Source organism: Streptomyces sp. NPDC017056, from assembly GCF_044332485.1.
GTDB lineage: Bacteria > Actinomycetota > Actinomycetes > Streptomycetales > Streptomycetaceae > Streptomyces.
In genome coordinates this window covers 83,956-95,664 of sequence record NZ_JBIRPD010000002.1, presented here as the reverse complement: position 1 = coordinate 95,664, position 11,709 = coordinate 83,956, and the positions used below count along the sequence as shown (strand labels likewise).

11 protein-coding genes are annotated in these 11,709 nt (G+C 73.9%); 5 read left to right on the top strand and 6 right to left on the bottom strand.

Translation table 11 applies throughout. The features are described 5' to 3' along the window. The first annotated feature begins 203 nt into the window (after positions 1-203). Genes ACH4OW_RS03320 through ACH4OW_RS03310 form a run of 3 tightly spaced genes read left to right on the top strand, consistent with a single transcriptional unit; the run spans position 204 to position 2,418 of the window. Positions 204-644, top strand: coding sequence for an XRE family transcriptional regulator (locus ACH4OW_RS03320; RefSeq protein ID WP_398024586.1), 441 nt, complete (start codon positions 204-206; stop codon positions 642-644). A 50-nt stretch (positions 645-694) separates the two neighbouring features. Continuing rightward, complete coding sequence (locus ACH4OW_RS03315; protein WP_360128095.1) at positions 695-1,213, top strand: toxin; 519 nt, start codon at positions 695-697, stop codon at positions 1,211-1,213. Beyond that, positions 1,210-2,418, top strand: a complete 1,209-nt coding sequence (locus ACH4OW_RS03310) for an MAB_1171c family putative transporter (protein WP_398024584.1) — start codon at positions 1,210-1,212, stop codon at positions 2,416-2,418. Before ACH4OW_RS03315 ends, ACH4OW_RS03310 begins: the two co-directional genes overlap by 4 nt. Here ACH4OW_RS03310 and ACH4OW_RS03305 read toward each other — a convergent pair. The 4 genes from ACH4OW_RS03305 to ACH4OW_RS03290 all read right to left on the bottom strand — a co-directional run bounded on the left by ACH4OW_RS03305 (position 2,415) and on the right by ACH4OW_RS03290 (position 6,984). Beyond that, complete coding sequence (locus ACH4OW_RS03305; RefSeq protein ID WP_398024582.1) at positions 2,415-3,257, bottom strand: SMP-30/gluconolactonase/LRE family protein; 843 nt, start codon at positions 3,255-3,257, stop codon at positions 2,415-2,417. The genes ACH4OW_RS03310 and ACH4OW_RS03305 overlap by 4 nt on opposite strands. A 205-nt stretch (positions 3,258-3,462) precedes the next feature. Further along, positions 3,463-4,902, bottom strand: coding sequence for an aldehyde dehydrogenase family protein (locus ACH4OW_RS03300; protein ID WP_398024580.1), 1,440 nt, complete (start codon positions 4,900-4,902; stop codon positions 3,463-3,465). Position 4,903: 1 nt separating this feature from the next. Then, a complete protein-coding gene (locus ACH4OW_RS03295; protein ID WP_360128110.1) occupies positions 4,904-6,001 on the bottom strand; it encodes a phenazine biosynthesis protein in 1,098 nt (365 codons plus the stop codon). Between the two features lie 158 nt (positions 6,002-6,159). After that, on the bottom strand, positions 6,160-6,984 hold the full coding sequence (locus ACH4OW_RS03290) for a class I SAM-dependent methyltransferase (protein ID WP_360128393.1): 825 nt from the start codon (positions 6,982-6,984) through the stop codon (positions 6,160-6,162). Between the two features lie 146 nt (positions 6,985-7,130). Between ACH4OW_RS03290 and ACH4OW_RS03285 the strand changes: the two genes are divergently transcribed. Next, positions 7,131-8,378, top strand: a complete 1,248-nt coding sequence (locus ACH4OW_RS03285; RefSeq protein WP_398024577.1) for a DegT/DnrJ/EryC1/StrS family aminotransferase — start codon at positions 7,131-7,133, stop codon at positions 8,376-8,378. 20 nt (positions 8,379-8,398) lie between these two features. Here the strand turns inward: ACH4OW_RS03285 and ACH4OW_RS03280 are convergent, their stop codons facing one another. Beyond that, positions 8,399-8,887: a DUF6314 family protein gene (locus ACH4OW_RS03280; RefSeq protein ID WP_398024575.1), complete on the bottom strand. Its 489-nt coding sequence runs from the start codon at positions 8,885-8,887 to the stop codon at positions 8,399-8,401. A gap of 203 nt (positions 8,888-9,090) precedes the next feature. On the opposite strand from ACH4OW_RS03280, the gene ACH4OW_RS03275 reads away from it, so the two are divergent. After that, positions 9,091-9,783 carry an HAD family hydrolase gene (locus ACH4OW_RS03275; protein WP_398025217.1) on the top strand — a complete coding sequence of 231 codons (693 nt, stop codon included), beginning with the start codon at positions 9,091-9,093 and terminating at the stop codon, positions 9,781-9,783. 31 nt (positions 9,784-9,814) lie between these two features. Here the strand turns inward: ACH4OW_RS03275 and ACH4OW_RS03270 are convergent, their stop codons facing one another. Beyond that, the gene (locus ACH4OW_RS03270; RefSeq protein WP_398024573.1) at positions 9,815-11,437 is read right to left on the bottom strand and encodes an ABC-F family ATP-binding cassette domain-containing protein; all 1,623 of its coding nucleotides are present in this window, start codon (positions 11,435-11,437) and stop codon (positions 9,815-9,817) included. Positions 11,438-11,709: the final 272 nt, after the last annotated feature.

Genomic DNA, 11,709 nt, shown 5'->3' with positions numbered 1-11,709 from the left:
GCCGCGCGACCGTGGTGCAACCGGTCGCCGTCGCGACGAGCTCTTCCTCACGCGAACACCCCCGTCGTCCGCGTGAGTGGACGTGGGAAACTCTCTGTCCATCTCCGCTAACGCGCTCCGACGTTAAGTGCACGCCACAGTCCTGTCAACTAGGATGAGTCGGCACTTCGGCAGCCCACCCGGCGCACATTGAAGGAGTCCTGATGTCGTCACTGGCCGGGAAGGTCGACAAGCTGTTCACCACGATCCGCTCGGACGGCAAGGAGTACACGTACGAGGAAGTCGCGCGCGGATGCAGCGAACTGAGCGGCGGTACCTTCTCCAAGACGTACGTCTGGCAGCTGCGGACCGGCCAGCGCACCAACCCCACCAAGCGTCACCTCGAAGCGCTCGCGGCCTTCTTCCGGGTGCCGGTGGCCTACTTCTTCGACGACGACACCGCCGACCGAGTCGACTCGCAGCTGGCCCTCGCCTCCGCGATGGGCAACGCGGAGGTCCGGGACATCGCGCTGCGCGCCATGAGCATGGACGACTCCGGCCGCAAGTCGCTGGCCCGCATCATCCGCGAGGTCAGCATGCTGCACTCCGCCACCGCCGCGTCACGCGGCCGGCAGCCCGCCCGTCCGTCCGACAGCGAGGAGTAGTGCCCCGGATGCCTTTTCCCTGGCGTGACCGCCACGGCAGAGGGTCCGGCATGAAAGCGCTGCGCCGGCAGTGCCGGGCCAAGCTGGCCGCGTTCGGGCTCCCCGCCGGCTACGACCTCCCGCTGCTCTGCGAGCACGTGGCCGGGAACCGGGGCAGGGAGATCGAGTTGGTGGCCATGCCGATGGATTCCTCGGGGCCCTGCGGCCTGTGGCTGTCCTTCCCCGGCACGGACTACGTCGTCTACGAATCGCAGACCAGCCGCCACCACCAGGAACACATCGTCGCCCACGAACTGGCCCACATGATCTGCGGCCACCACGGCGTCGGCGTCCAGGGGGCCGACGCCAACGCCCTGCTCTTCCCCGACCTCGACCCCGCCCTCGTACAGGACTTGCTCTACCGCGAGAACTACTCGGACGCCCAGGAACAGGAAGCGGAGGTCATGGCCTTTCTCCTCGGTGAGGCACTGCGGGCAGGGCCGCGCGGGGGCGCGGCCGCGCCGGACCCCGACAGCGCGCTGGGCCGCGTGCACGGATCGCTCGACTGGCGCCGCGAGGACGGTTCATGACCGGCATCACCCACATCCGTTACCCGATCGCCGCGCTCGCCTGCTGGATCGCGTTCGCCTACACCCTCGTGCCGCTGCTGCGCGGGCACCGCCGCAACGCCGGTCTGATCGCGCTGTGCGCCTCCTTCGGCTGCCAGGGCATGTACCTGTCGATGTCCACCCCGGCCCGCTGGACGGGCACCCTGTTCGGGACCATCACCTGGTACAACGTGTCGGTCCAGCTGTGGATCATCGCCGTGCTCGCCTGCCAGCAGATCCTGCTGATCCACTGGATATACCCGAGGGCCGAGGCGCTCGTACGGGCCAGGCGGCGGCTGCTGACCCTCGCGGTGGTGCCGGTCACGATGGCGGTGCTGTTCTTCCTGGCGACCCTCCAGGGTGCGCCGCGCAACGTCTTCAAGCACCCCGGCGACCAGCCGTTCTTCGTCGCCTACCAGGCCGCGTACCTCACCGCGTTCGTGGTCGGCAAGGTGTTGGTGGCCCGCGCCTGCTGGCACTTCGCGAAGCTCACCGACCACCCCTGGGTACGCCGCGGCCTGCGCATCGCGGCGGCCGGCGCGGCCGTCGAACTGGTCTACCCGGCCGGTCGGTACGCCGACGTCTTCCTGACGCAGTACGGCTGGAACCCGCTGCGCTGGTCGGACGTGTCCCGGACCACGCTGACCGTGGGCATGGTGCTGAACATCGTCGGCTGGACCGCCCCGCTGTGGGGGCCCCGGGTCTCCGCCGCCCGCCGCTGGCTGGCCGACTACCGCAGTTACCGGCGGCTGCGCCCGCTGTGGCTGGCCCTGCACCGGGCCCATCCGGAGATCTCCCTGCCGTCCAGCACCGGCAGCGACCTGTCGGCCCTGTACGACCTGCGGTTCCACCTGCACCGCCGGGTGATCGAGATCCGGGACGGCTGCCTGGCGCTGCGCGGGCACCACGGCGGCCCCGGCGCGGTGCCGGATGCGGGGCAGGGCGCCGGGGAGCGGTCGGCGGAGGCGGAGGCCGCGTACATCGCGGCGGCGCTCGCGGCCGGGCCGCGGCCGGCGGCCTCCGGCGCGGACGAGCCCGACGGCAGGCCGGCGCCGGCGCCCGCGGGCGGCACCGACTTCTCCGCCGATGTGGCGTGGCTGGTCGAGGTGTCCCGGGCGTTCGCCCGTATGCGGCCCGCGGCGGCGCAGGCCGAACAGGACAGCGGCGAGGCCGCCCTTACGCCCTAGCCGTCGAACGCCGCGCTTTCCACGCCCTGGGCGATGCCGGGTACCACGAAGAGGTTGCCGGCCTCGGGTTCGGCGTCTCCGAGGTCGCGGCGGGCCGAGGTGACGTAGAGGTCCGTCAGGTCGGTGCCGCCGAAGCTGCAGGCGGTGGTCAGCGAGGCGGGCAGGGCGATCTCGCGGTCCAGCCGGCCGTCGGGGGTGTAGCGGCGGACCGCTCCCCCGCGGAAGAGGGCCACCCAGATGCCGCCCGCGGTGTCGGTGCACATGCCGTCCGGTACGCCCTCGGTGTCCGTGATGGCGGCCAGCGCCCGGCGGTTGGCCGCCTTGCCGGTGTCGATGTCGTAGTCGAAGACGTCGATGCGGCGGGTGGGGGTGTCCACGTAGTACATGCGGGTCGCGTCCGGGCTCCAGGCGATGCCGTTGCTCAGCCGGATCCCGGTCGCCGCCGGGTGCGTGGTGCCGTCGGCCGAGACGTGGGCCAGCCAGCCGGGCGAGGACGCGCCGGCGATGGTGCCCACCCACAGGCGGCCCCGGGCGTCGATGCCCGCGTCGTTGCCGCGTACGTCCCGGTCCGGCCATTGGGCGAGCCAGCGGCGGGTGCCGTCCTGCCCGGTCACCGCGACGCCGTCGTGCAGGCTCAGCACGAGTCCGCCACCCGCCCTGGGCAGGGCCGCCGCCACCGGTCCGCCGGCCGTGGTGACCGTGTCGCTGCCGTCGGAGGGGCGGTAGCGGTGGATGTCCCCCTCGTTCATGTCCACCCAGAGCAGCGTGCCGCTCCGGGCGTCCCACGCGGGGCGTTCCGCAAAGTGCGCCCGTATGTCCAGGGCCACTTCAACACTCACCGTGCACCTTTTCCTCACCATTGCGGACCGGGCCTCCGGATCCGGGGCCGGGCAGGGTCATACGATCACCACGGGTCGCAGCGCGTCCAGGAGACCCTTTCCAGTGAGGGGACGACCGGGGCGGCGCGGAGCGGCAACCGAGAGAACCCGGAAAGGATCATGACCGGAACCTTACCCATCGGTCAGCCGGCATGACCTGCTCAAGTCAACGCGTTACCGGTTCCGTCGGATCCGTGGCGAAGGTCTTCGTCTCCATCAGGAACTCGGCCGGCGACCCGTCATGCGGCAGGCCGGGCCGGGACCAGTACGTCGGTACGTCACCCCAATGCGTGTTGCGGATCAGCGGACTCGCGAGGCACTGCCGTACCAGGCCGGGGTCGCCGCCGAGCACCGTGAGGGCCAGGGTCCGGCCGAGCCCGTCCGGGCGCAGGCCCGGCCGCCACGGCGCCACGGCCGCGTAGGGGAAGGGCAGTTCGGTGCCGAAGTACGGATGCCCCGGGCCGTCCAGGAGGGTGATCACGGGCCGCAGGACGGCGCTCCCGTCCCCGAGGTCGGTGATCGGCTCGCCGGGCACACCGGAACCGGTCGCGGGGTGCGCGCCGACGGCCTCGTACACCTGCCGCGCGAGCTGCCGGGCCTCGTCCAGCGGCCGTACGGGCAGGGCCGCTTCGGGGTGGCCGGCGGGCAGCGGCGGCAGGCCGGCGAGCCGTTCGGCGAGGGCGGCCGCCAGGCCACGCGGGTCCTGCTCGCACAGTACGGCGCTGGCGTTGAGGCACTGCACCCCGGCGTCGCCCGCGACCGAGTCGGCGATGGTGTCCAGGTGGTCCTGCCAGGACACGTCCCCGGTGAGCAGGATCTTCGAACGGCCGGGGCCCTGGGCGAGGACCCGCCGGCTGCCGGCGTAGCGGTCCACGACGGCGTCGCCGCCGTAGACCAGGCCGCGGTCGGCGTGTTCGACGACGGCGTCCGCGTGCTCGTGGGTGGTCGGCAGCAGCGCCGTGTACCCCGGCGCGAGCCCCGCCCCGCGCAGGGCGCGGACCAGCCGCCGCGGGGTGAAGGGGTCGCGCCGGGAGGGGCGTACGGCGACGCGGTAGCCGAGGGCGAGGGCGCTCAGCCACTCCAGGTGGGTGGCGGGGTGATTGCCGGGCGCCAGTACGCCGAGCACGTCGCCCTTGCGCACCCACACCGGAACGGCGCCGGTGTCCGGGCGGCCCGTGGCCGGCAGCGCGTCGAGGGACACGGCGCCGGCGGGGCGCTGCGCGGCCAGGGTTTCCGCCGCGGCCCGGCCGGCCCGCGCCACCTTGGCGAGGGTGCGGCGGGCGACGGAGACCGGCAGTCCGGAGACCAGGGCCTGGCGGTGGCAGTAGGCGTCGGGGGTCTCCCCGTCCAGCGTCGCGGTGGCGAACAGCTCGCCCGCCCTGGCCAGGGCCGCGAGCCGGTCCGCTGCGGGCTGTTCCGACGCGGCGCGCATCTCGTTGATCACCTGGCGGATCAGCAGCGGTGGCGCGAGGGAGAGTTCGCCTGCCGGGCGCCCCGTGACGTCCGTGAGGGCGGTGCGGTTGGCGGAGCGGTACGGGCCCGAGGGCCGCTCGACGGCGATGTCGCCGTCGTCGCTCCCCGCGGCCGCTTCCGGGTGCCCCGTCACGTCAGTACACCCCCTCGATGATCTTCGTGCCGCCGTCGGCGAACGGCCGCACGTCGGCGACGCCGTCCCCCGCGAAGCCCGGCACCGGCGCGACGCGGACCGCGGTGTCGCGTTCGAGGACGTGCGGCAGCAGGACCTCCGGGCTCAGCTGGCGCATGCACACCCGGCCCCGCTCGCCGTACGCCACCTCGCGGGACAGGTCGTCCGGGTCGAGCAGGGACAGGTGGACGTACGGGTGGAAGCTCTGGAAGACGCAGGGTTCGGTGTCGCCGGGGACGGCGGGCCGCTGCGGTGCCGCGCCCATCATCGTGTTGCCGTACAGGCCGCTGACGGCCGCTTCGGGGAAGACCTCGGCGGCGAGCAGCCGGAGCGTCTCGGGGTCGATGGAGGTGCTGCCCCACATGATGCCGCGGACCTTGGCGCGCACGAGGTCCGCGAGCCGGGGGCGTTCGGCGATGGCTTCCAGGAGCGGCGGGGTGGCGTACAGCAAGGAGACGTGCTGCGAGGCGAGCACCCATTCGGCCTGGTCGAGAATGTGGTCGACGTAGCGTTTGACGACGTCGTGGTGGCCGTCCTGGAGGGACCTGCGTACCCAGCGCGGGTCGAGGTCGACGGGGAAGAACACCGCGCCGCGCAGGCGGGCGAGGCCGCGCAGCGCGTCGGCGACGACGTGCGGGCCGGTGGGGCCGAGGAAGAGCAGGTTGCCGTCGTGCGCGGGGAAGCCGTGCCGGTCGAGGACGTCGGACCACCACCGGGTGTTGCGTTCCCACTGGCCGAGGTCGACGACCCGCTTGGGGGCTCCGGTCGTGCCGCCGCTCTCCCAGACCGCGGGCAGCCGGCCGAGGCCGCGCAGCCCGGCCGGCAGCAGGTCCTCGACCGGTACGTCCCGCCACTCCGCGCTGACGTCGGGGAACCTGGCCAGGTCGGCGAGGGTGGTGATGTCCCGGCGCGGGTCGAAGGGCAGCGACGCGGCCCGCTCCACCCAGAACCTGGAGCCGGTGGCCGGGTCGAAGTGCCAGGCCATGGCCGCTGCCACCACGTCGTCGGCGGTCGGCAGTTCGTGCCAGGGCGTGCCGAGTACGGCATCCACGTCGCGCATGCTGTGTCACCTCTCTGACGGCGGTGTACTCCGGGCGTCGGCCGGCGCCCGGCGAATCCACCGGATCATGGGATGTTTGTCGGTGCAAAGCGGCACCTGGCATTCCGGCTTGAACGAAACGGGGGCTGGCTTGATCCGTGGCACGCGCCGCGCCCGCCTCAGGACTTGGTCGCGCGCAGGGCGAACAGCAGCGGGACGCGGGGGTGGTCGGCGGGCAGCCGCCACCAGCCGTTGTCGGCCTGCTCCATCGCCGCGAAGCGCTTCCAGGGCAGCAGGTCCGTCTCCCGCAGCAGGTCGACGGCGAGCCCGGCGCCGGTCACCGCGCTCACGGTCTCCCCGAGGCCGTGCCGCCACTCGTAACTGGTCGTCGCGCCCGCCACGGGCGGCCCGTCGGTGTACGTGTACGGGGTGTCGCTGCGGAGCGCGCCCCGGCCCTCCAGGTAGTCGCGGGTGAGCAGCAGCTGTTCGTCTCCCGGAGCGGAGCCGGCGCCGGGGGTGGCCCCCAGGGCGTTGAGCACCGGGTGGAACTCGACGACGTACAGCGTGCCGCCCGGCCGCAGCAGACCGGCGACCACCCGCGCCCACCGGGTCAGGTCCGGCAGGTAGCAGAGCGCGCCCTTGCCCGTGTAGACCACGTCGAAGCGGCGGCCGGCCAGCGCTTCGCCGGCGCGGTGCACGTCGGCCTGGACGAACTCGACGCACCGGCCGCGGCCGGCCGCCAGCCGGCGCGCCACGGCCAGCGCCGCGCCGGAGAAGTCCAGGCCGACCGTGTGCGCCGCGCCCCGGTCGGCGAACGCCTGCGTCTCGGTGCCCAGGTGGCACTGGAGGTGCAGCACGTCGCGGTACTTCAAGGGCCCGAGATCGTCCCACTCGAAGGGGGCGAACCAGTCTTCGGCGGTCCGCGAGCCGTCCAGGCCGTAGAAGTCGCTGGCCACGTGCACGGGGGTGCGGGCGTCCCAGTTCTCCTGGTTGGCCCGCAGCATGGCGTCGGTCGCGGGGTCGGTGTCGTGAGTCTTCACAGCGCGGTCCCTACCCGTCGGCCGCCGGGCGGATGCGGTCCCGCGGGGGCCCCTTTCGGGTCAGGTGCCCGGTGGTGCGGTGCGTCTGACCCGGTGAGGAGGTGTGTGAGGTGTATCCACCGAAGACGTTCGACATCGGCTGGCCGGATCTCGCGTACGGGTTGGCGGCCTGTGCGCGCGACGGGGACGCCGAGGGGGCGGCCGCCGCCGTGGAACGGCGGTTCGGGGCCGGCGGCACGCTCGGTACGGCGCGGAGCGCGGATGACGGGGGCGTACGGCACTGCGTGGCGGCGCTGTCCGTGCGCAGCGCGCTGGACCTGGCGCTGAGCGCCGCTGCACTGCCGCGTGGCAGCGAGGTGCTGATGTCCGCCGTCACCCTCCCCGACATGTGGCGGATCGTGACGGAACACGGCCTGGTGCCGGTGCCGGTGGACCTCGACCCCGGCACTCTGCTGCCTGCCGCCGGCCAGTGGGAAGCGGCCGCCACCGCGCGAACGAAGGCCGTTGTCGTCGCCCACCTGTTCGGCACCCAGGCGCCCTTGGGCGCCCTGGCGGAACTGGCCGCGCGGCACGGCTGGCTGCTGGTCGAGGACTGCGCCCAGGCGTACAGCGGCCCGGATTTCCGGGGCTGCGCCGCAGCGGACGTATCGCTGTTCAGCTTCGGCCCGCTCAAGACCGCGACGGCGCTGGGCGGCGCGGTGGCGGTCGTACGCGACCCCGGCCTGCTGGACTCGATGCGTGCCCTGCACCGCGCGTGGCCGGTGCAGGGGCGGGACGCGCAGGCCGGGCGGATCGCCAAGTACGCCCTGCTGGCAGTGCTGACCTCGCGGCCGCTCTACACCGGCCTGGTGGCCGCCGCCGGGCTGCTCGGGCGGGACCACGCGAGCGGCCTGCACAGCGCGGTGGGCGCCTTCGCCGGCGCGGATCTCCTGCCCGCGATCCGGCAGCGCCCCGGGCCGGCTCTGCTGGCCCTGCTGGACCGGCGGTTGGGCGGCGCCGGCACCGTACGGGCGGTGGCGGCCCGTACGGCGGTGGCGCGGCGGCTGGCGGCGCGGCTGCCGGACCCGGCGCTGGTGTACGGCGCGGCAGCCCCCGTCCACACCTTCTGGCTGTGCGCCGTCCCCACCCCGGACCCGGACGCGACGGCGGCCCGTCTGCGGTCCGCGGGTTTCGACGCGGCGCGGCCGGCGTCGCTCGGCGCGGTACCGGCCCCGCCGGACCGCCCGCAGGGCGCACGGACCGCCGCCCACCTGGTGCGGCACGCGGTCTGCCTGCCGCTGCGGCCCGGTATGCCGGACCGCGCGCTGGACCGGATGGCCGCCGTGCTCGACCCGGAGGACTGGGGCCGGCGGCCGTGATCCCGGCGCGGCGGGCGGCGTCACGGCAGCGGGCGGGCGGCCCTCCGGTACACCGAGCACAGCAGCTGGGTCTTGGCCGGTCCGCCCACCCGCCAGCGCAGGTGCCACTCCTGCGGCGAGACGACAGTGAACTCGCCCTCGTACAGGTCGGCGGCGCAGGGGTGCCGGGTGTTCCAGCGGCCGGTGCGCAGGTCGAGGTCGTGGAAGGGGCGCCCGTCGGCGAAGGTGACGTCGGCGGTGCCGTCGGGGCGCGGGCACAGCCGCAGCGTGCGGGTGGCCGGGGCGGTCGCGCCGTTCCAGGCCAGCTCGCCCTCCTCCACGTGCAGCAGCACGGTCCCGGCCCCGCCTTCGGGCCGGAAGTGCGCCGTACCGCGGAAGGTCCCCTGCGTACCGGTGCGGACGTCGAGCACGGTGCGGTCGATCGTCCACCGTCCGGCCAGGTACGCCGCCGCGTCGGTCACCGCGTACCGGCCGCCGGGCCCGTTCGCGGCCTCGTGCTCTGTCGACATGACGTCATTGTCCCCGGCGGCCGCTCCCCCGCGCAGGCCGGGCCGCGTTCCGGGCCGCTGTCCGGGCCGTTGTCCGGGCCGCCGGGAAATGCGGTGCGCCCGCGCGGACCTGGTCAGTAGGGTGCCGCGGGGCCGGAGCACCGGCCGGCCGGGACGACGGAGCACGAGGAGACGGTGTGGGTACAGGGGACGGCGGGTCCGGAATGCGCCGGGCGCGGCAGGTGCTGGTGTTCGACGCCGACGACACGTTGTGGGAGAACAACGTGATCTTCGAGCGGGTCATCGAGGAGTTCCTGACCTGGCTGGACCATCCCGAGCTGGGGCGGGACGGCGTACGGGCCCTGCTGGACGAGATCGAGGCCGCCAACGCCGCGGTCCACGGGTACGGCAGCAAGGTGTTCCTGCGCAGCCTCGGCGAGTGCGTGCGCCGGGTGCGCCGCCGGGAGGCGAGCGCGCAGGAGCTGGCCAGGATCGCGGGCTGGGCCCGCGCGTTCGAGGCGGACGAGGTCGAGCTGATCCCCGGGGTGGCCGAGACGCTGGCGGAACTGGCCGGGCGGCACCACCTGCTGATGCTGACGAAGGGCGACGCGGAGGAGCAGCGCAGGAAGGTGGACGCGTCGCGGCTGGCGCACCACTTCCGCGGGGTGCACATCGTGCCGGAGAAGAACGCCGGTACGTACGAGGAGCTGGTGCGCACCCGCACGCTGACGCCGTCGGCCACCTGGATGATCGGCAACTCCCCCAAGTCGGACATCCTGCCGGCCCGGGCGGCGGGCCTGAACGCGGTGTTCATCCCGAACGACAACACGTGGGTGCTGGAACACGACGTCCTCGACCCGGCGGACGGGCAGGTGCTCCACCTGGAGAAGTTCACCGAGCTGCTGCGGCACTTCTGAGCCGCGGCGGCCCGGTGCGCCGCCCGGGTGGTCACATCGGTGCGGTGTCCGCCAGTTCGCCGTCCAGGGCGAGCCAGCGGGTGATGCCGATCTCGCGGAGGAAGGCCAGGTCGTGGCTGACCACGATCAGGGCGCCGCGGTAGGCGTCCAGCGCCGTGACGAGTTGGCGCACGGAGGCCATGTCCAGGTTGTTCGTCGGCTCGTCCAGCATCAGGAGCTGGGGCGCGGGGTCGGCGAGCAGCAGGGCCGCGAGGGCGGCCCGGAAGCGCTCGCCCCCGGAGAGCGTGCCCGCGGGCTGGTCGGCACGGGCGCCCTTGAACAGGAAGCGCGCCAGGCGGGCCCGTACCTGGTTGTTGGTGGCGTCCGGGGCGAAGCGGGCGACGTTCCCGGCGACGGTCAGCCCGTCGTCGAGGACGTCCAGCCGCTGCGGCAGGAGGCGGTGCGGTACGTGGATCTCCGCCGTGCCCTCCTCGGGCGGTATCCCGCCCGCCAGCGTCCGCAGCAGCGTGGTCTTGCCGGAGCCGTTGCGCCCGGTCAGCGCCACCCGTTCGGGGCCGCGCAGCTCGATGTCGGCGCGTGCCCCGTAGCGGGTGCGCAGGGCCCGCAGGGTCAGTACGCCGCGGCCCGGCGGTACCTCGGTGTGCGGCAGGTCGACGCGGATCTCGTCGTCGTCGCGCACGGCTTCGGCGGCCTCGCCCAGCCGCTGCCTGGCCTCCTTGAGTTTTTCGGTGTGCATGGCGCGGTGCTTGCCGGCCGAGACCTCGGCCGCGGCCTTGCGCCCGTTCATGATGATCTTCGGCTCGCGCTTCTGGGCGTACATCTTGTCGGCGTACCTGGCCCGGCGCGCCAGCTTCACGTGCGCGTCGGCCAGTTCGCGTTTCTGGCGCGCCACGTCGGCCTCGGCGACGCGCATCAGGCGTTCGGCCGCCTCCTGTTCGACGGCGAGCGCGTGTTCGTAGGCGGTGTAGTTGCCGCCGTACCAGTGGATCTCGCCGCCGCGCAGGTCGGCGATCCGGTCCACGCGGTCGAGCAGTTCGCGGTCGTGGCTGACGACGACCAGGACGCCGGACCAGCCCTCCACCGCCGCGTACAGCCGACGGCGGGCGGCCAGGTCGAGGTTGTTGGTCGGCTCGTCCAGCAGCAGTACGTCGGGGCGGCGCAGCAGCAGCGCGGCGAGGCGCAGCAGGACGGACTCGCCGCCGGAGACCTCGCCGATGGTGCGGTCGAGATCGATGGCGTGCAGGCCGAGTGCGTCGAGGGTGGCGCGGGCGCGTTCCTCGACGTCCCAGTCGTCGCCCACGGCCGTGAAAGCGGCCTCGCCGGCGTCACCGTTCTCGATGGCGTGCAGGGCCGCGCGGGTCTCGGCGATGCCGAGGGCCGCGTCCACCCGCAGGTGGGTGTCCAGGGCGGCGTTCTGCGGCAGGTAGCCGAGCTCGCCGGCGGTCCGCACGGTCCCTTCGGCGGGCTCCAGCTCCCCGGCGAACAGCTTCAACAGGGTTGACTTGCCGGACCCGTTGAGGCCGATCAGGCCGGTGCGGCCGGGGCCCACGGTCAGCTCGAAGTCCTCCAGGACACGGGTGCCGTCGGGCCAGGCGAAGCCGAGGCCGGAGCAGGCGACGAAGGCGCCGGAGGGTGCGGCGGAATGGGTATGCATACGGGTCTCCTGAGTGCGCGGTGCGGTTCGGGGGGCAGCGCGGGAGACACCGCGAGAAGGTCCACGGGAGGCCGGGCCGGTGCACGGGGGCGGGCCGGCGCGGAGGCGGGCCGGAGATCCGGGGTCGCCGAGGTCGCGGACGTGGCCGCACGGCGGGTGCCGGGCGCGCCGAACGCGCGCACCGTCGCACCTCGCGCCGTGGGCGCGGTGTCTCAGGACCTCAGACGAGCAACGGCCTTCTCCTGTCGGCGGCAGTGGGGCGAGAAGAACGG